At 32.0% G+C, this 19,587-nt stretch carries 20 protein-coding genes; 11 read left to right on the plus strand and 9 right to left on the minus strand.

What is annotated here, in order from left to right; genetic code table 11:
* The first annotated feature begins 33 nt into the window (after positions 1-33).
* The 4 genes from AWE51_RS10425 to AWE51_RS10440 all read left to right on the plus strand — a co-directional run bounded on the left by AWE51_RS10425 (position 34) and on the right by AWE51_RS10440 (position 3,389).
* Positions 34-711: a glycerophosphodiester phosphodiesterase gene (locus AWE51_RS10425; protein ID WP_066313189.1), complete on the plus strand. Its 678-nt coding sequence runs from the start codon at positions 34-36 to the stop codon at positions 709-711.
* On the plus strand, positions 711-1,922 hold the full coding sequence (locus AWE51_RS10430) for a BaiN/RdsA family NAD(P)/FAD-dependent oxidoreductase (RefSeq protein ID WP_066313190.1): 1,212 nt from the start codon (positions 711-713) through the stop codon (positions 1,920-1,922). The genes AWE51_RS10425 and AWE51_RS10430 overlap by 1 nt, the downstream gene beginning before the upstream one ends.
* A 45-nt stretch (positions 1,923-1,967) precedes the next feature.
* Positions 1,968-2,525: a DUF1697 domain-containing protein gene (locus AWE51_RS10435; RefSeq protein ID WP_066313192.1), complete on the plus strand. Its 558-nt coding sequence runs from the start codon at positions 1,968-1,970 to the stop codon at positions 2,523-2,525.
* A 75-nt stretch (positions 2,526-2,600) separates the two neighbouring features.
* Positions 2,601-3,389: a hypothetical protein gene (locus tag AWE51_RS10440; RefSeq protein ID WP_066313195.1), complete on the plus strand. Its 789-nt coding sequence runs from the start codon at positions 2,601-2,603 to the stop codon at positions 3,387-3,389.
* A gap of 65 nt (positions 3,390-3,454) precedes the next feature.
* Here the strand turns inward: AWE51_RS10440 and AWE51_RS10445 are convergent, their stop codons facing one another.
* Together AWE51_RS10445 and AWE51_RS10450 are read right to left on the minus strand one after the other, a co-directional pair.
* Complete coding sequence (locus AWE51_RS10445; protein ID WP_066313197.1) at positions 3,455-4,027, minus strand: TetR/AcrR family transcriptional regulator; 573 nt, start codon at positions 4,025-4,027, stop codon at positions 3,455-3,457.
* 25 nt (positions 4,028-4,052) lie between these two features.
* Positions 4,053-4,526 (minus strand): TspO/MBR family protein, encoded by a 474-nt coding sequence (locus tag AWE51_RS10450; protein WP_066313199.1) that lies wholly within the window; start codon positions 4,524-4,526, stop codon positions 4,053-4,055.
* Between the two features lie 104 nt (positions 4,527-4,630).
* Between AWE51_RS10450 and AWE51_RS10455 the strand changes: the two genes are divergently transcribed.
* Genes AWE51_RS10455 through AWE51_RS10465 form a run of 3 tightly spaced genes read left to right on the plus strand, consistent with a single transcriptional unit; the run spans position 4,631 to position 7,617 of the window.
* Entirely contained in the window at positions 4,631-5,713 is a 1,083-nt protein-coding gene (locus AWE51_RS10455; RefSeq protein ID WP_157766070.1) for a diphosphomevalonate/mevalonate 3,5-bisphosphate decarboxylase family protein, read from the plus strand.
* Between the two features lie 48 nt (positions 5,714-5,761).
* Positions 5,762-6,697, plus strand: a complete 936-nt coding sequence (locus AWE51_RS10460) for a mevalonate kinase family protein (RefSeq protein WP_066313211.1) — start codon at positions 5,762-5,764, stop codon at positions 6,695-6,697.
* An 11-nt stretch (positions 6,698-6,708) separates the two neighbouring features.
* Positions 6,709-7,617 (plus strand): geranylgeranylglycerol-phosphate geranylgeranyltransferase, encoded by a 909-nt coding sequence (locus AWE51_RS10465; RefSeq protein WP_066313212.1) that lies wholly within the window; start codon positions 6,709-6,711, stop codon positions 7,615-7,617.
* Positions 7,618-7,693: 76 nt separating this feature from the next.
* Here the strand turns inward: AWE51_RS10465 and AWE51_RS10470 are convergent, their stop codons facing one another.
* A complete protein-coding gene (locus AWE51_RS10470) occupies positions 7,694-8,044 on the minus strand; it encodes a hypothetical protein (protein ID WP_066313213.1) in 351 nt (116 codons plus the stop codon).
* Positions 8,045-8,482: 438 nt separating this feature from the next.
* On the opposite strand from AWE51_RS10470, the gene AWE51_RS10475 reads away from it, so the two are divergent.
* Both AWE51_RS10475 and AWE51_RS10480 read left to right on the plus strand, forming a co-directional pair.
* Entirely contained in the window at positions 8,483-9,436 is a 954-nt protein-coding gene (locus tag AWE51_RS10475; RefSeq protein ID WP_066313214.1) for a carbon-nitrogen hydrolase family protein, read from the plus strand.
* Positions 9,437-9,487: 51 nt separating this feature from the next.
* The gene (locus AWE51_RS10480; protein WP_066313216.1) at positions 9,488-10,324 is read left to right on the plus strand and encodes a pseudouridine synthase; all 837 of its coding nucleotides are present in this window, start codon (positions 9,488-9,490) and stop codon (positions 10,322-10,324) included.
* On the opposite strand, the gene AWE51_RS10485 is transcribed toward AWE51_RS10480, so the two are convergent.
* The 6 genes from AWE51_RS10485 to AWE51_RS10510 all read right to left on the minus strand — a co-directional run bounded on the left by AWE51_RS10485 (position 10,305) and on the right by AWE51_RS10510 (position 17,496).
* Entirely contained in the window at positions 10,305-11,705 is a 1,401-nt protein-coding gene (locus tag AWE51_RS10485) for a mannosyltransferase (RefSeq protein ID WP_066313218.1), read from the minus strand. The genes AWE51_RS10480 and AWE51_RS10485 overlap by 20 nt on opposite strands.
* Entirely contained in the window at positions 11,705-13,177 is a 1,473-nt protein-coding gene (locus tag AWE51_RS10490) for a cellulose synthase family protein (RefSeq protein WP_066313220.1), read from the minus strand. The genes AWE51_RS10485 and AWE51_RS10490 overlap by 1 nt, the downstream gene beginning before the upstream one ends.
* Entirely contained in the window at positions 13,177-13,869 is a 693-nt protein-coding gene (locus tag AWE51_RS10495; protein WP_066313222.1) for a glycosyltransferase family 2 protein, read from the minus strand. The genes AWE51_RS10490 and AWE51_RS10495 overlap by 1 nt, the downstream gene beginning before the upstream one ends.
* Complete coding sequence (locus AWE51_RS10500) at positions 13,870-14,424, minus strand: toxin-antitoxin system YwqK family antitoxin (RefSeq protein ID WP_120702491.1); 555 nt, start codon at positions 14,422-14,424, stop codon at positions 13,870-13,872.
* A 129-nt stretch (positions 14,425-14,553) separates the two neighbouring features.
* A complete protein-coding gene (locus AWE51_RS10505) occupies positions 14,554-16,191 on the minus strand; it encodes a 4Fe-4S binding protein (protein WP_066313224.1) in 1,638 nt (545 codons plus the stop codon).
* A 3-nt stretch (positions 16,192-16,194) separates the two neighbouring features.
* Positions 16,195-17,496, minus strand: coding sequence for an NAD(P)/FAD-dependent oxidoreductase (locus tag AWE51_RS10510; RefSeq protein ID WP_066313227.1), 1,302 nt, complete (start codon positions 17,494-17,496; stop codon positions 16,195-16,197).
* 322 nt (positions 17,497-17,818) lie between these two features.
* Here AWE51_RS10510 and AWE51_RS10515 point away from each other — a divergent pair, with 322 nt between their 5' ends.
* Both AWE51_RS10515 and AWE51_RS10520 read left to right on the plus strand, forming a co-directional pair.
* Positions 17,819-18,529 carry a DUF547 domain-containing protein gene (locus AWE51_RS10515; RefSeq protein WP_066313229.1) on the plus strand — a complete coding sequence of 237 codons (711 nt, stop codon included), beginning with the start codon at positions 17,819-17,821 and terminating at the stop codon, positions 18,527-18,529.
* A gap of 88 nt (positions 18,530-18,617) precedes the next feature.
* Positions 18,618-19,583: a hypothetical protein gene (locus AWE51_RS10520; RefSeq protein WP_066313232.1), complete on the plus strand. Its 966-nt coding sequence runs from the start codon at positions 18,618-18,620 to the stop codon at positions 19,581-19,583.
* The last annotated feature ends 4 nt before the right edge of the window (positions 19,584-19,587 follow it).

The following is a 19,587-nucleotide window of genomic DNA, read 5'->3' on the forward strand; positions in this document are numbered from 1 at the left end:
ATTTTTATATCTCGAACACAGTAAGTTATTATCATGAAAATATACGGACATCGCGGAGCAGCAGGTTTAGTTGCCGAAAATACCATCGAATCAATTTTAGAAGCGCTGAACAATAATGTAAAAGGAGTTGAAATCGATGTGCATTGCTGTAAATCTGGTGAATTAGTGGTGATCCACGATGAAACCTTAGAACGAACAACTAATGGAACGGGTTTAGTTTCTGAATATACTTTACAAGAGTTAAAACAGATAACCACGATAGAAGGTTATAAAATTCCAACATTACAAGAAGTTCTTGAAGTTATAGACGGGCGATGTGAACTTAATGTTGAACTAAAAGGTATACATACAGCACTACCAACGCTTAAATTACTTGAAGAGCAAATATTAAAAACCAATTGGGAATACAAACATTTTATTATATCAAGTTTTGACCATAGTCAATTGTTCGAATTAAAAGAACATACTTCTAAATTTAAAATAGGTGTTCTTACTGAAGAGAATATAAGTAAAGTACTGCCTGTAGCTCATGACTTAGAAGCATTTTCAATCCATCCTCCAATTTCAACACTAACTCAACAAGCGGTTGATAAAGCAAAAACACAAGGGTATCGAGTATACGTTTGGACTGTAAATACAAAAACATTAATGGAACAATCAAAAAGCTGGAATGTTGATGCTATCATCACAGATTTTCCGAATTTTGTATAATGAATTATGATTTAATAATCGTTGGTGGCGGAGCTGCAGGTTTTTTTACAGCAATAAATGTTGCCGAACAGGATCCGAAATTAAGAATTGCAATTCTCGAAAGAGGAAAAGAGGTATTGTCAAAAGTTCGTGTTTCTGGAGGAGGACGTTGTAATGTTACCCATGCAGAGTTTATACCTAATGAACTAAGTAAGAATTATCCAAGAGGAGAAAAAGAGCTAAAAGGACCATTTCATACCTTTATGACTGGCGATACTATGGATTGGTTCGATCAGAGAGGAGTAGCTCTAAAAATTGAAGACGATGGTCGAATTTTTCCTGTCTCTAATTCATCAGAAACTATTATAAATTGCTTTTTGTCCGAGGCAAAGCGATTGCAAATTGATGTTCTTACAAGTCATGCGGTTAAAAATTTTAAACCTGAGCAAGAAACTTGGTTTGTCGAAACTAATCAAGGAGGTTTTACTACAAAAAAACTGATGATAGCTACTGGTAGTAATCCAAAGATTTGGAAGGTACTACAAGAACAGGGTCATGATACTATAGATGCTGTTCCTTCATTATTTACATTTAATATTAAAGATTCCAGAATTAAAGAATTACCAGGAGTGGTAACGCATGCCATGGTTAAGGTGAATAATTCAAAATTGCAGAGTGAAGGGCCTTTGTTAATAACGCATTGGGGGATGAGTGGTCCGGCAATATTAAAACTTTCTGCTTGGGGAGCAATAGAATTAAATGCGATTCAATATGATTTTGAAATAACCGTAAACTGGTTGCAAGATGATACTGAAGAAGAAGTTTTACAAAGTATCAGGAGTCTTAAAGAAACCTATTCAAAACAATTAGTATTTACGTATGCACAGTTCGATTTACCTAAAAGGCTGTGGCAGAGTTTGGTTTTGGCATCAGGTATCCAAAAAGATACACGCTGGGCAGATCTTAATAAAATTCAAAGTAAATCCTTGTCAGAACAATTAACCCAAAGTGTTTTTAAAGTTAATGGTAAAAGTACCTTTAAAGAAGAATTTGTAACGGCAGGAGGTATTAATCTCAAAGAAGTAAGTTTTAAAACGTTTGAAAGTAAAAAATGCCAAAATCTATATTTTGCCGGAGAAGTCTTAAATATAGATGCTATCACAGGTGGATTTAATTTTCAAAATGCATGGACTGGTGCTTTTATAGCTGCTAAGGCTATTACGTCAAAATAACATTTCTTAATTTTAAAAAGAGATAAAGGACTTAAAAATTAACTTATGAAAACATATGTTGCATTGTTAAGAGGAATTAATGTAAGTGGCCAGAAAAAGATTAAAATGGCAGATCTTACAGAAGCATTAGAAAAATTAGGATTGTTTTCTGTTACCACTTATATCCAAAGCGGAAATGTAATTTTTCAAAGTGAACAAAATGATGTACAATTTTTAAGTAATTTAATCTCAAAAGGTATACAACAAAGATTTGGGTTTGATGTTCCTGTGTTGGTTATTACTCTAGAGACATTAGCTGCTATTTATCAAAAAAACCCATTTTTAGACCGATTAAACAAAGAAGAAATTGAAACAAAAAAAATGTATTTTACATTATTGTCAACCCCTCCTGATGAAGAATTAGTAAAAGAATTACGATCTGGTTTTAATGGAGAAGAAGAGTTTGTGATTACTAAAAATGTAGTGTACCTATATGTAGCTGCTGGATACGGAAAAACCAAACTAAACAATAATTTTTTCGAAAAAAAATTGAAAAGTGTAGCCACAACCAGAAACTTAAAAACAGTAATTAAATTATTGGATTTAAGTGGTTTGAACTTGTAAATTAGAGTAAAGTATTACGGTTTTTTAAGTAAATTTTTGTATCTTAATAGAGATTAACTAATACCTCAATTAACTATGAAAAAAATTACTCTCTTTCTTTTTGTCATAATTTTATTTAGTAATGCACATCAAGGACATGCCTATAGTGATAAAAAACCTATGGAAAAGTTATTGATGGATTATATTGACAAAATGAATGCCTTGACGCAAGGAACCAAAAAAGAAGATGTACTAAGTTTGTTTGATGAAAAATATAACGGAAATACAGTATATGTAAACTTATCGGGAGCCTTAGTTAGGAAGAATTACTTTAAAAAGGATATTTCTGGACAATTAGACGATATTATTGATGATGATAATTATAAATTCAAACTTACATTAGAAAAAATTGTTTTTCAAACTCAGAAAGAAAGGGCAGGTACAATTTCTGCTGTAATTAACTTTGAATCGTATATAGATAAGAAAATTGCCGAAAAAGGAACAATGCTAATGGATCTTGTTGCTATTAGAGTAAACGGCGGTTGGAAAATAGCACAAAATAATATGATTAGAGTTTCTGAAGCAAAAGATATAGGAGAATGCATTTGTTATGTATACGGTAAAGGGACTACCAAATTTGTCACAGAAGTATATTACCCATCAGGATTAGAATATAGTCAAGAACTAGGGGCGTTTCAGGTTACGACAAAAGATACAAAACGAATCATTAAATCAAATAGCAATGAGTATTATTGGAATAAAGGTACTGGAAAAATAGCTTTTAAAGGTGTGCAAATTGGAAAAGCCGCAGATTCAAGAAAAGCACTAGAAGTTGTGCTAAAACACCAGTATAAAGAATCTTGTGTTAATATTGTATTTAATTAATAGTATTTAGCATATACACATACTTAAGCTTTATATATTTAAGTATGTGTATTGCTTTATTTCTCTTACTGAATAATAGTTGCATCCTTTAGAAAACCTCGCCATGAGATTTCAATAGCTTGATTAATATGTTTTTCTTGAAGTTTCACCTGCTCATTTTCGTGAATCTTTACCAACGAAACAACGTTACCAAAGAATAACTCTTCCATAACGAGTGTATTGTAAGATTTAAAAACCTTTTGTCGTACACCATTTTTAAAATAATTTTCTATTTCACCATAGTATTCACGAGCTTTATCTTTTAGGCTTTGTGGAATTTCTGGAGAACGAGCAATTTGTTCAGAAAAAATAAAAGCTAATGGGTTATTAACAAAGTAATAGAATAGGTTTAGCCACATTACGGTAAATTGCTTTTTAATATCGTCTTCTGGGATGTTACGCATTACTACTGTACCAAAATCTTGCGTAAGCATTAAATATAATTCTGTAATAATCTCTTCCTTATTCTTAAAATGATGATATACGGTACCATTAGCAACTCCTGATTCTTTAATAATCTGCGAAAGAGAAGTAGCATTAATTCCTTGTTTAGTAATTAATTCTAGAGTAGTCTGTAAGACTATTGCTTTTTTACTCATAAAAATGAAATTCCTTATTCTTAATTTAATTTAGCTGCCATATGCCAAAATTCAATGCAGTCGCAAAAGCAACCCAAACAACGTAAGGGATAAGTAGGTAAGCGGCAATAGTGTTCACTACAGTAAACCATTTAATGGTAAACAATAGTAGGATAAATAGGGCTATTATATCTAGTAATGCAATCAATGGACTCTGCAAGCCAAAGAAAAAAATTGACCAAGCAGCATTCAATATTAATTGAAAACCAAAATGATATAACGCAGTTTTTACCCATTTATGATAAAAACCTTTACTCCATACAATTCCTGCTGAAATACCCATCATAATGTACAATAGTATCCATACAGGTCCAAATATCCAATTTGGAGGTGTAAAGGACGGCTTTTTTAAAGTTAAATACCAAGTATCTATAGAACTTTGAGTTGCAATACTACTCAAAAAACCAATTAGTAGACATAAAACTACGGCAATACCGATGCGAGATAACTTTTTTTTCATTAAAAGGAATTAGTGCAGTACTAAAATAGGAATTTATTTTCACTACTGATGCACTTAAATATCGTAGAGCACTTATATTTGTTCAAAATTATTCTAATATTATGATGAACTATCCTGAGTTTACCTTTTCTGTAGTGTCAGAATTACCAGATAATGGAGTAATAAAGTGTACATCTCCTAGCAATATAGCTTTAGTAAAGTACTGGGGTAAAAGACCTATACAGCTACCCGAAAATGCATCTATTAGTTTTACGTTAGAGACTTGCAAAACAATAACAAGTTTAGCATACAAAAGAAAGGAAACACCCTCTGAAGATTTTGATTTTGAATTGCTTTTTGAAGGAAAACCCAAACCAGATTTTAAACCTAAGATTCAGAGTTTTTTTACACGAATAGAGACATATTTGCCTTTTTTAAAAGAATATTCTTTTACCATAGAAACAAGTAATACTTTTCCTCATAGTAGTGGGATTGCATCTTCGGCTAGTGGTATGAGTGCCCTTGCATATTGTTTGATGCAATTAGAAAGAAAAATAAACACAAGTATTACAGAACATGAATTGTTACAAAAAACGTCATTTTTAGCCCGTTTAGGATCTGGGAGTGCTTGCCGAAGTCTTGAAGGTCCAATTACGGTATGGGGAAAACACGATGCTATTGGCGGAAGTAGTGATGCCTTTGCTGTTAAATTTCCGCATACTATTCATGATAATTTTAAAGAATTTCAAGATACGATCTTACTAGTTGATAAAGGTGAGAAGCAAGTGAGTAGTACCGTTGGCCATGATCTTATGCATGGTCATCCATTTTCTGCAAAGCGATTTGAACAAGCTACAAACAATTTATCTAAACTTAAAGAAATACTTGGTACAGGAGATTTAGATGCGTTTATTGAGGTGGTCGAAAGCGAAGCCTTAACGTTGCATGCTATGATGATGACCTCGTTACCCTATTTTATTTTAATGAAACCTAACACATTGGTAGTAATTAATAAAGTTTGGGAATATCGAAAAGCAACAGGATCTAAACTTTGTTTTACATTAGATGCAGGTGCTAATGTACATTTATTATATCCAAATAATGAAAAAGATAAGGTTTTATCTTTCATTACTAGTGAGTTAGTTGCGTATTGTGAAAACGGTCAGTATATTTGTGACAAAATAGGATTGGGAGCAAAATTGTTGTAACTTTATCCTAATAGGGAAGACAAATAAGATATATATTAAAAAATACAGATGAAGGGACCATTATTTTATTCTAAAATATTATTATTTGGAGAATATGGAATTATAAAAGATTCTAAGGGTTTATCTATACCATATAATTTTTTTAAGGGTGCCCTTAAAGTGTCAGAAACTCCAAATGATGAAGCTTTAGAATCTAATAAGAACCTGAAAGAATTTTCAATTTATCTTGAGAAAATTCAAAATGAAGATGTCGTTAAATTTGATTTAGAAAAGTTAAGAAAAGACATAGATGCGGGCATGTATTTCGATAGTAGCATACCACAAGGTTATGGTGTTGGTAGTAGTGGAGCACTTGTAGCTGCTATTTATGATAAATATGCTGCAAATAAAATTACAGTTTTAGAAAATCTTACTAGAGATAAATTATTAAAACTTAAGAAAGTTTTTGGTCTTATGGAGTCTTTCTTCCATGGAAGCAGTTCAGGGTTAGATCCTTTAAATAGTTATTTAAGTCTTCCGATACTAATTCATTCTAAAGATAATATAGAACCCGCAGGTATTCCATCTCAAAGTGTGGAAAATAAAAAAGGTGCCGTTTTCTTATTAGATAGTGGTATTGTAGGAGAAACAGCTCCTATGGTAAGTATCTTCATGGAAAACATGAAGCAAGAGGGTTTTCGCAGCATGCTTAAAAATCAATTTGTAAAGTATACTGATGCATGTGTAGATGATTTCCTAAAAGGAGATGTAAAGTCTTTATTTTTAAATATCAAACAGCTTTCTCATGTAGTGTTAGATAATTTCAAACCTATGATTCCAAAAGAATTTCATAATCTTTGGAAAAATGGAATTGAGACGAATGACTATTATCTTAAATTATGTGGTTCTGGCGGAGGAGGTTATATCCTTGGGTTTACACAAGATTTTGATAAAGCACAAGCTTCACTTAAAGATTACAAATTAGAAGTAGTTTATAATTTTTAATAAGCATTAGTATGCTTACTAGAAAAAACAAACTTTTTTTTCTCAAATTGTTAAGTTTATTTTCTGTCGTTAGAGGATATAACATTCTTATTATTGTCCTTGCTCAATATTTGACATCTATATTTATTCTTGCACCTAATATTCAATTAAAGCAAGTTCTTTTTGATCCAAATTTATTTGTAATTGTATTGGCTTCTGCAGGAGTAATTGCAGCAGGGTATATTATTAATAGTTTTTATGATAAAGAAAAAGATCTAATTAACAGACCTCAAAAAACGATGCTTGACCGTCTAGTAAGTCAGCAAACTAAACTTACAGGTTACTTTATTTTAAACTTTTTATCTGTTGTATTAGCAAGCTATGTTTCGTTTAGGGCTGTTCTTTTTTTTTCGGTATATATTTTTGCAATTTGGTTTTACTCTCATAAATTGAAGAAATATCCTATTTCTGGGAATATGGTGGCTTCAATACTATCAATAACGCCTTTTTTTGTTGTATTTATATACTATAAAAATTTTGATGAAGTCATCTTTGTACATGCAACTTTTTTGTTTCTAATGTTAATGATTCGCGAGATGATAAAGGATTTAGGAAACTTAAAAGGTGATCTAGTTCAAAATTACAAAACAATTGCCGTTGTGTATGGAGAACTCGCGTCAAAAAGAATTATTACAGGTTTAATCATAATTGCTTGTATACCTATTTATTTATTATTGACTAAATATGAAATAGGGTTTATGTATCTGTATTTTTATGTTTGTCTTGTTCTTCTTACTTTACTACTAGTTGGATTATGGGGTTCTAAGGGGAAATTACATTATGTTTGGTTGCATAATATTTTAAAACTAATTATAGTTTCAGGTACATTTAGCATAATTCTTATTGATGTAAACATGATTCTAGATAGAATTCTTTGGTAAAAAAGAAAGCAGTTGCATATGCAACTGCTTAAAAAGATAAGTTCTCAATTTAATCTCTTTGAAGATGTATTTAAGATTAAATAGTATTTGGCTTTTTAATTTTAAGTGGAAGTCTAAAGATTCTGTTTGTAGTAACAGATTTTTCTGTAGTTACTTTTTTATAGTTTAATCTAGATTTTATATAAGTAACAACACTATCTTCATGTGAATCAACATTTAGAACTACAACTTCACCATTAGTATTGATAGTAAATTGGATTGTAGCGGTCAAATCTGCTTTTTCAATTTTGATTTCTGGGTCTTTTAAAAGTACAGCAACTTCATCTCTTATTTGTTGTTCTGTACTAATAGAATTTTTGTCGTTTGAGGCAAATGACTGATTAAATCCTAATACAATGACGAATACTAAAACGATTAACTTTTTCATTTTTTTGATCTTTTAAGATTTGAGTTTTGAACTATTTGTTTCAATTTTACATGACAAATGTACCGCTGGATTTTACATTATTTTTGTTTTTAGTTTTACTAGAATGTGTCAATATGTTTACGGTTTGGTTAAAAAGCATATGTTTTAACGTAAATTAAACTTTGAATACTATATACTTTTTATATGTTTACTTTTTCATAATAAATAAGGAAGTACTTTTTTGTTGTTAAATTCTCAGCGTTTAGTATGATTTCCTGTCGATAGTAAGTTTTTTACTAAGGCTCTAATGTTATGATAATGTTATGTTGTGGTTTTGCCGTAAGCTCATTTTTAGAGTTTAATGAATTGAAAAACAGAATTTTATATATTAATTATTTGTTAACGAAGTGCTGGGGAATTTGTATCACTCACGCATGAAGAAATAATACAATTGAATACATGAAGGATCCATTATTGACAGTAGCGCTAGCTCAAATTTCTCCTGTTTGGTTAAACAAAACAGGAACATTACAAAAAATTGAAGAAACTATACACGAAGCTGCTTCTAAAAAAGCAGAGCTAATTGTTTTTGGTGAATCACTTCTTCCTGGATACCCTTTTTGGGTAGAACTTACCAATGGCGCTAAATTTAATAGCACGGTTCAAAAAGAAATCCATGCACATTACGCACAAAATGCTGTTAGCATTGAAAATGGAGATTTAGATACTATTTGTAAGCTTGCTGCTACATATAAAATGGCAATGTATATTGGTATTATTGAACGCCCTATAGATCGTGGAGGACATAGTTTATATGCTTCATTGGTTTATATTGACCCTTTAGGAGAAATTAAATCGGTTCATAGAAAATTGCAACCAACATATGAAGAAAGACTAACTTGGTCCCCTGGAGATGGTAATGGGCTTAAGGTTCATCCTCTTAAAGCATTTACTGCTGGTGGATTAAATTGTTGGGAGAATTGGATGCCATTGCCAAGAGCGGCGCTTTATGGTCAAGGAGAAAATTTACATATTTCAGTATGGCCAGGGAGCGATTATAATACAAAAGATATAACAAGGTTTATTGCGCGAGAATCACGCTCTTATGTGATCTCAGTTTCAAGTTTAATGAGAAAATCTGATTTTCCGGAGACAACTCCGCATCTAAATGAAATTTTAAAAAATGCTCCTGATGTTCTAGGAAATGGAGGCTCCTGTGTTGCAGGTCCCGATGGAGAATGGGTTCTTGAACCCGTTTTACATACAGAAGGACTTTTAATAGAAACATTAGACTTTAATAGGGTGCTACAAGAACGTCAAAACTTTGATCCAGTAGGGCATTATTCAAGACCCGATGTAACTCAATTACATGTAAATAGAGAACGTCAAAGTACAGTAAGGTTCGATAAATAATAATTGTCAATCCTAAATAGTAATCCACTATCTTTGCAAAAAATTTAAGATATGAGTCGTGGAGATCGTTCTCGAGATGGAAAAAGTAGTGGAAGACAAGGGAAATCTAAAATTAAGACTTTCAAACAGGATAATACTCCTGTAAAAAAGTCTGTTGGAAGTCCTAAAAAGATTGTAGAATCTGATGAGATACGACTAAATAAGTATGTTGCTAATTCTGGTGTTTGCTCTAGAAGAGAAGCTGATTTATATATTCAAACAGGAAGTGTTTGGGTAAATGGTAAGCCAGTGACAGAAATGGGGTATAAAGTGAAGTTGACCGACGAAGTAAAGTTTGATGGACGACTTATTACACCACATAAAAAAGAGTACGTTTTACTTAATAAGCCAAAAGGCTTTGTAACCTCGACAAGTCCCGAAAAAACCAGAACGGTAATGGATTTAGTCGCAAATGCTTCTAAGCAACGATTAAAACCCGTTGGACGATTAGAACGAAATACAACAGGTTTACTTTTATTTACAAATGATGTGGATTTAGAGAAAAAACTCACTCATCATAAAAGTGGGGTTCGTAAAATCTTTCATGTAGAGTTAGAACGTAATCTTAAATTTGAAGATCTTCAGAGAATTGAAAAAGGAATTAAACTAGAAGAAGGTTTTATAAACGTTGATGAGATTTCTTATATCGAAGGCGCTTCTAAAAACGAAATAGGTATTCAATTACAATCTTCTAAAAACGGAATAATTCATAAACTTTTTGAACATCTTAACTATAGCGTAGTCAAGTTGGATCGTGTTATCTATGCAGGATTAACTAAAAAAGATCTTCCTCGTAGCCACTGGAGAGTACTAACAGAGCAAGAAGTAATTAATTTAAAGATGATGTAAGACTTGACTTAGTCTGATTTTTAGATAGCAGATACATATCCCAAAAAAAGACAGTTAAGACTATAAAATATTCTAATCCAACCATCCATAAGTTTTCCTTAAAATCAGGATGGATATAGGCTGTATAACTTAATATAATTGCAAATGACCATGCAATAGGGAATTTATACCTTGTAAATATGCAAAGTGATAAAGGAACGGCGATATACCAGGGATGTACTGTGGTGGATAAAAAATAATAACAACAAATTCCTAAGGTCAATACGGTGATGAGTTGTATTGTTGTTTTGTTTTTTCGAATAAAAGTCAAACTAAGAAGGATTAAAATAACAATCATTGGTAATATTTTACCAACGGTTTCGATAATATTCCAACCTACGACTTGATACCCAATCCAACGAATGATATAGAAAATACTGGCATTAAATTCAAAATTTTGAAACCAGAGCGTAATTGTTTTTCTAAAGTTAATAAGAAAAGCTTCTGATAAAAAAGGAGCAAAGGTTACCAAAACAGTAAGAAGAATAATACTATAGAATCCAAGTAGTTTTGGTAATCCTGATTTTAGACCAAGCTTGTTGTAGTTTTTGTGATCCCCAATTACAAATTTCTTAAAGAATAATGGTAAAAATAACAAGGGAATCAGTTTTACAGAAACAGATAGTCCTAATGCTATTGCAGCCCAATACCAATAGCCTTTATGTAAAAGGTATAAGGACCAAATGATAAAAAAGACCATTACAGCTTCAAAATGCAGGTTTCCCGTAAGCTCTATAATTATAAAAGGATTAAGAACATACCAGAAAATTTGTTTTTCTGGAAGCTTAAGAGCCTTTAGTAGTTTTTTTCCGAAGAAAAATGTTCCAATATCTGCCAGAATAATAAGAATTCTAAATACCATTGCAGATCCTAGAATGCTCTTACTTGCAAATACAGCCGAAATTAAATAGCAAAGCTGGCTGATAGGAGGGTAATTGGTAAAATGACTACCATTAAGTTGTTCCATGCCCTTGTAGAGCTCGTGAGCTTGGTTAATAGGAGCATTGTTGTCGCTAATCCAGACTTCAGGCAAAGATAAATACGGATTGTATCCTTCTAATAACATTCTGCCATCCCAGATAAAGCGATAAAAATCTTGAGATAGATTAGGGATAGCAAATAAAAATACGATCCTAAATAGTAATCCGGCTACGGCAAGAAGCTTCCAATTATTTGGATTGGATTGTATGATTTTATATGAAATAAAGAATAAGATAGTCCAAAGACTAATCATCTTAACAAAATCAATGCGCTCTAATTGATAAGCAAAGCTCCAATAAAAAAGAATACCAATAAAAATGAGAAGTATAGAAAACTTATTATGTTTCCAATACGATAACATTATAATTTAGAGGTAACAGATTTAATAAATACAAAACCAAATCCCAAAAAAAGCATAATATGAAATAAGAAGAGTCCAAAATCCTGAAGCTTAAAAGCGCTATATAAGGCAAATCCGAAATAGCCCATTAGTAAAGCTTCAATAATAGTATTACCCGAAATATTCTTGTTTACATATTTATTGTCTTTCCATGAATCTTTTAGCGTATTTATATTAAACTTTGGAGTACGTACAAATTCACTTTTCTTTCCAAAATGGCCTTCAAGGACAGCCATAGAATTGTGCACAGAGAATCCCATTGCAATAGAGAAAAATGTAAAAAACATTTTAATGTACTCCATGAAATTCCAAAACCCTTTTCCGTGTATTTTTTTAAATGTATGCCAATAGCAATAGAAAAATATTACCGTACTTAGAGCAAAGAATGCGATTACATTAAAGTACCAACTAAACAATGGATTGTTGTTTTTAATATACATTACAGGTACACTAAGAATAGCAACCAATAATACTAATAAAAACATACTACTGTTTAACAAGTGGAAAAAACTATGAAATTTGGTTTTAAAAGGTACGGTTTTGTCTCTAAGTAATTTCCAATATAATTTCTGAAAATTTTCTGCAGCACCTTTATTCCATCTAAATTGTTGTGATCTTGCGGCGCTAATTACTACCGGTAATTCTGCAGGTGTTTCAACCTCTTCAAGGTATTTAAATTTCCATTTCTTTAATTGTGCTCTATAACTTAAATCTAGATCTTCGGTTAATGTATCTCCTTGCCAATTACCTGCATCTTCGATACATTTCTTTCTCCAAACACCGGCAGTTCCATTAAAATTAATAAAATGATCCTTATAATTACGTCCTACCTGCTCCATAGTAAAGTGAAAATCAAGTGCAAACGCTTGAATTTTGGTTAGCATAGAGTAGTTTCTGTTAATATGTCCCCAGCGTGTTTGTACAACACCAATATTTTGATCTTTAAAGTAAGGAATAGTCTGCAGTAACCATTTTTTTCCGGGAAGAAAATCAGCATCAAAAATCGCGATGTATTCACCTTTAGCAATTTTTAATCCTTCTTTTAAAGCGCCAGCTTTAAACCCAGTACGATCTTCGCGACAAATATGCTTAATGTCTAATCCACTTTTTTGAAGTTTTTCTATCTGAGCAGCGGTAGTAATCACTGACTCATCTGTAGAATCATCCAAAACTTGTATTTCTAATTTATCTTTAGGGTATTCAAGCTCTGCAATATTATCAAGTAATCGATCCATTACATATAGTTCATTAAATACAGGTAATTGAACTGTTACTTGTGGTATTTCTTCTGCTTTAGTAAAATCAAAAGTAGGAGAGCTATCAGGTTGCTTTCTTGACTTTAGATAATTAACGAGCAGATTCAATTGAGCCAGACTATACATAAATATGATTAGTAAGGCTAATGTGTAGGTTATGATGATAGCAATATCCATTACGTAAAGCTATATTTAAAAATCCAACTTAAAATCTTAACGCCTGCAAATATAGCACCTTTTATTGTTCCTGAAACTTTTGAGACTCCAATTCTCTTTTTGTACTGTACAGGGACTTCGGTGTAGCTGTAACGTTTTTTTAACACTTTTAGCTGCATTTCTACAGTCCAACCATAGGTTTTATCAACCATGTCGAGTGCTAGAAGTGTTTCATATTTAATCGCTCTAAATGGACCAAGATCTGTGAAATTTGCTCCAAAAAAAAGTTTCATTAAGCTTGTAGCTAGCCAATTTCCGAAGATTTGTGGGAACGTCATTGATCCAGCTTCTCGTAAATGTTTTACTCTAGAACCAATAACCATATCAATATTATCAGTAAGTATAGGATTTATAATTTTAGTTAATTCGGCAGGGTAATCACTATAATCTCCATCAAGGAAAACGATAATATCTGGTTTGTTTTCTTTTGAAGCAATATAACTCATGCCTTTTAAACATGCATATCCATATCCTTTTTGATTTTCTATAAGTACTGTTGCACCAGCCTTTTTTGCCACACTTTCTGTTTGATCTGTAGAATTATTACTCACCACAATAATCTCAGAAACCACTTCGGGAATCTCTTGAATTACATGCGCAATAGATTCTTCTTCGTTAAAAGCAGGTATGATTACGTTTATTATTGGAGGCATTTATAAGGAAACATTTGGGTTGTCTTTTTTAAAGCTAAAGATATCGGTCCATTCTCCGATCTTTTCATCATTAACATAGCGTTCGGCTTTAAAAATTTTATTGTTTTTGTATAATAAGGAATATCCTTCTTTTTTATTGTTTTGATATTGGTACTTTGTTGTTATTCCGGTCGCAATATCGTAAATAATCCACCATTTCTCTGCATTATCGTTTAGAAAATGGCCTTCCTTAAATAATTTACCCTTTTCTGTATAAAAATACCAATAGCCATTTTTAGCATTATTTTTAAAATGTCCTTCTTTCATGATGATGCCATTAGAAGAGTAATAATACCAAAAACCTTCTTTTTTATCTTTTTGGTAATGCCCCTCATGAGAAACTTTTCCGTTAGGATAATAAAAAAACCAAAAATTCACTTTCTTTCCGTCTTCTTTCCATCCTTGAGATTTAAGAACACCATCAGGATAGTACTCATAATGATATTCTTTTTGAATAGCATAGGTACTAGCAGAAAAGCAACACATCAATAAGAAAATAGATAACTTTTGGATCATGATGATTTTATGTTTGCAGTCTTAGACGAAAGCTAAAAGCTATACTAACAGAGAATTTTAAGTTAATTCGTAAAAAAGCCATATCTAAAAACAGATATGGCTTTTTACTTTGTTATTAGATCTTAAAATCTATTTTTTATTTACATAATCCATTAAATCTACGTCATTACCTAGTAAGATTTCGTTTGAATTAATTCTACCGTCAAGAGAATCATTTTCTAGTTTAAGTACTCCTCTTGGGCAAACTGCAGAACATATTCCACAACCTACACAACTAGACCTTACTATGTTTTCACCTTTTTGTGCGTATGCACGTACATCTATTCCTTGTTCACAATAGGTAGAACAGTTACCACAAGAGATACACTGTCCTCCGTTAGTAGTAATTCTAAATTTAGAGAATAATCGTTGTTGGATTCCCATAATACCAGCCATTGGACATCCCATTCTACACCATATACGGTTACCAAGTATAGGATAAAAACCAGTTCCTATTACACCAGAGAAAATAGAACCGATTCCGAAAGCATAAAAACTTCTTAAGGCACCATCAAAAGCATATTTCTTTGTATTAAGTCCAAAAGAAAAATATGAGGCATTAATTTTAAGCTGATTAAGATCTACAAAAGCAATTAGTAAAAGAAACCCAATAGTAATTGCAAATGCACCTATAGCTCCTTTAAAAGCACTGTTGTTAAGTTGATCTCTTTTGAAATATGTTACTGTTGCAAAAACAATTGTTAAAAATGCACCTACACTTATTAAGAATGTATTTTTTGTAAACCAATATTTAGTTGAGTCATATCCTAAATATGTAGATATGGTAGCAACTGTCATTACTACAGAAAAAACCAATACAGAGTTGATCATCCATCTTTCAAATTTCCAGGCTTTAATTCCTTTGTCTGATAGTTGGCGAAAAGAATCACCTGCGGTTTCTGCTAATCCACCGCAACCGCAAACCCATGAACAATACCATCTCTTTCCATATTTATAGGTAAGCCAAGGTGAAATCACAAATACCATTAATACAGCCAAGATTAAAAAGAATAACCCAATGGTTTGCGCATTAATAAATTGATCTACTCTCCATTGTTCAAAAGCATAATAATTTAATGGCCACATGTTTTTTAAATCATTATAGGGTAATGAAAATGTATCCGAATTAAGACGGGCCATTAATTCTGGAATTACAAATGCAAAAGCTGTTTGAAAAAACATCACGCTTATCGTTCGTAATTGCTCATAACGATTGTGTTTGTATTTCATGATGAATTTTACTCCAAAAGAAATAATGGCTACCGTATATAATGTTCCATATACAAACCATTGACTTGCTGGATTACCACTTAATAACCTACTTAACGGATCGAATAGACCTACAAGACCAGTATTTGTTCCATCTGCTCCTTGTCCAAGACCTAATAATTCTGCATAAAAGTATAGTACAATGTAAAAACCTGTAAGTGCTACTCCTGCAATCCAGGCAAGTACGCCACGGGATGAAATAGAATTAAACCAAACTGCGTCATTTTTAATTCCTTCGAGCTTTTTATCATATGCTCCTTTTGAAAACGTTATGATGCCCCCTATTAATGCTATCAAAGATATAGCAAGCCATGCAGTTTTATTTGGTAAGTTGATATTAAAGATTGCTAGTACTAATATTAGCAACCCAGACATCCCGACTAGAACGCCTATTTTTTGTATTGTATTAAGGCTTTTAGGAGGTTGTCCTGTTAGTGCCATATTTCTCTCTACTGCCATGATTTATGCGTTTATAAGTTTTTGCTTTTGAAAAGCATTTAAAATATCTTTTTCGAAATGTTTAAAAAATTCGGGATCAAAATTAGCTTCAGGTAAATGTTGTATTACATAATCAACATCTCTTTTTTCAGTTAACCAACGATCAAAAATTTCGTGGCGCATTCTAATACCAAAAGTGTTTATTCCTAAAAATTCTGAAGTTTCTTTATGATATGAAACCGTTATACACTTAGTATCATCTTCATGAATCCAATGAAATTGTTCTTCATATTCTTGTGGCCTTCCAAACACCCAACCATATGTTTGATATTCGATGTCAAGAAATTTTGCGCTATTAAACCAGTGTCCAGGTTTATATTCAATTCTATTTCCGCAGATAGTTTGCGCAACAGTTTCACCCATCATACGTCCAGTGTACCAAACTGCTTCAATTGGTCTTCTAAGTCCAATTGCTTCATGTTGTTCTGCGCAATCACCAATCGCATATATATTAGGGATATTGGTTTCAAGAAATCTATTTACTTTTACACCACGTCCCAGTTCAATACCAGAATCTTTTAGAAAATCTACATTTGGAGATACTCCTGGCGTTAATCCAACAACATTACAGTCGATAATTTCACCTGTTTCCTGTACGACCACACCTTTTACTTTGCCATTGTCATCAGCAAGGATTTCTTTCAAGTTTGTTCCTAAACGAAGATCTATATGATGGTTTTTGATATGTCTATTAATCATGCCGCTTTCTCCAGCTGGTAATACAGCATCCCAAAAACTTTTTTCTCGTACTAAAAAGGTAACAGGAATTCCACGAGAGTTTAACATCTCGGCTAATTCTATACCAATTAAACCACCGCCTACAATTACGGCTCTTTTACATATTTCATTATTTGGAGCATGTTTTTCAAGATTTTCAAGATCTTGCTTGTGGTACATACCCATAACGCCATCTAAATCTTGACCAGGCCAACCAAATTTATTAGGTTTAGAACCTACTGCGATAATTAACTTATCATAACTTAAAGTTTCTCCATCTACAAATTCTAATGTATTAGTTTCATGGTTTACTTTAGACACGAAACCTTTTTTTAGATCTATTCGATTTTTTTCCCAAAACCAGTTTTCGTAGGGTTGTGTATGTTCAAATTTCATATGCCCCATGTATATATACATAAGAGCTGTGCGGGAAAAGAAATAGTCCGTTTCGCCAGAAATTATAGTGATTCTTTTGTCGGACATTTTTCGGATATGCCTTGCAGCAGTTATACCTGAAATTCCATTTCCGATAATTGCAATGTGTTCCATAAAAGATGATTGTTGATTGTCAATTTTTACTTCGAAGTGAATACTTCTGACAGTAAGTCGCATATAAATATAAGAACTTATGTGCTTGATTTAATTTAGAATCAATCTAAAAAATGATTGTGTTGTAAGGACTTTTATTGATCTACGAACAGTAATAACTCTTTGTTAGTATGTGATTTGTTTTGAAAAATAAAATGTAACTTAGTTTGTAAGTTGCAAAATTACCCTTCGACTGATTGTCCGTTACCGAGGTGAACTTTAAAAAAATAAAATGTAATCTGAATCGAAGTTTTTTGAATTAAAAACTGGTAAAAAGTAAATCATGAAAAGAATAATTATTATAGTATTTGTACTTGTAACTCAACTTGGGTTTTCTCAAAGCAAAGCAGATTTTTTTGCTAAGGCAGATACTTTTTTCAAAACTTACGTATCAAATGGTAGAGTAAAGTATGCTGCTATTAAAAAAGATCCTTCATCTTTGGATACGTTGTTAGAAATGGCAGCTAAGATATCAATACCTAAAAGTCAACCTAAGACTTTTCAATCTTTTTATATCAATGCTTATAATTTGGCAGTAATAAAAGGAGTGGTGAATAAATATCCTGTAAAATCTCCAACGAGTATTAAAGGTTTTTTTGATAAAACCACGTATACAATAGGTGGAAAGGCTACAACCCTTAATAACTTAGAAAATAAAATCCTTCGTAAAAATTTCCCGAATGAGGCGCGTTTTCACTTTGTACTAGTATGTGGTGGATTAGGTTGTCCTCCGATTATTGCATCGGCATATAAGCCCGCTAGCTTAGAGAATCAATTACAGCGTCAAACTGTTAAAGCTCTTAATGATCCTACATTCATAAAAGTTAAAGGAAAAAGAGTGCAATTATCTCAGATATTCGAATGGTATAAAGGAGACTTTACTAAAAATGGATCTGAGGTTGATTACGTGAATAAATTTAGAAAAGTAAAAATACCTTCTGACGCGAGAGTGTCATACTATACTTATAATTGGAGTCTAAATCAAATTAAATAATCTTTTATTAACAATACCAAAAATAAGAAACTACCCTTGCGCTCACCAAGGCCTGGGATAAGAACTTATGCAACTAAAAATTAAGAAAATGAAAACTACTAAGAATATAATAGCAACTCTTTTATTATTACTAACCGTTACTTTTGGATTTGCTCAGGATGGAGATGGTGATGTTTCGAATATTCAAGAATTTACACCGTCTAAATTATTAAAGAAGGGGCAGTGGGATATCAAAGTTTTTACAGGAGTATATACCCAGACAAAACGAACAGATGCCAGATCTAACTCTGTAGATATTCTTAGAGAAACTTTTTTAACTAATACAAACGAAATTTATACCGGGATAAGCAAGAATTCTAGAGTAAATATTGGTTTGATCTTTCAAATTCGTTCGAATCAAGTAGGAGGTGATAATTACTACGATGCTTTAGGTGTGTTTAGATTTAAGAACGATAAAAATAGTACAAGAAGTGGATTAACAACGATAGCACCATCGATAAGAGTACAGCCTTTCAAAAATATAGCTAATTTTTCTTTTACAAGTTCATTTTTCATCCCTTTATTCGAAGACACAAGTACATTAAACGGGTTAACAGATGGAAACGGAGATCCTGCATTTACACCATATTTGGATCAACGTAGTTTTGCTTGGGAAACTAGATTTTTCTTTGATCACACTTTTGGAGGAAATAAATGGCAAGTATTTACAGAATTAGATTTTAGATTTAATTTTGGTGAAGATGCTGCGGATGCGGACCCACTAACCGAAAATTTAAATGAGCGATTTGCAAACGAAAGTTTGTTTTTACCATCAACTGTTTTCTTGAGTTATTTTCCGTCTTCAAAATCAACAGTTTTTGTTAATGCTCAACAATCTTTTCTATTAGATCTAGGAAATGGATTTGCGCAAAATTCTACACAATTAGGATTTGGAGGTAAGTATCAGTTAACTAGAGTTCTTAATATAGAAGCATCTTACGGAAAGATAGTAAGAGGAAATAATTTTCAAGGGCTTGGAAACACAACAAGTATAGGTTTAAGAGCAATATTCTAAGAAG

It is taken from the genome of Aquimarina aggregata (assembly GCF_001632745.1).
Lineage (GTDB): Bacteria > Bacteroidota > Bacteroidia > Flavobacteriales > Flavobacteriaceae > Aquimarina > Aquimarina aggregata.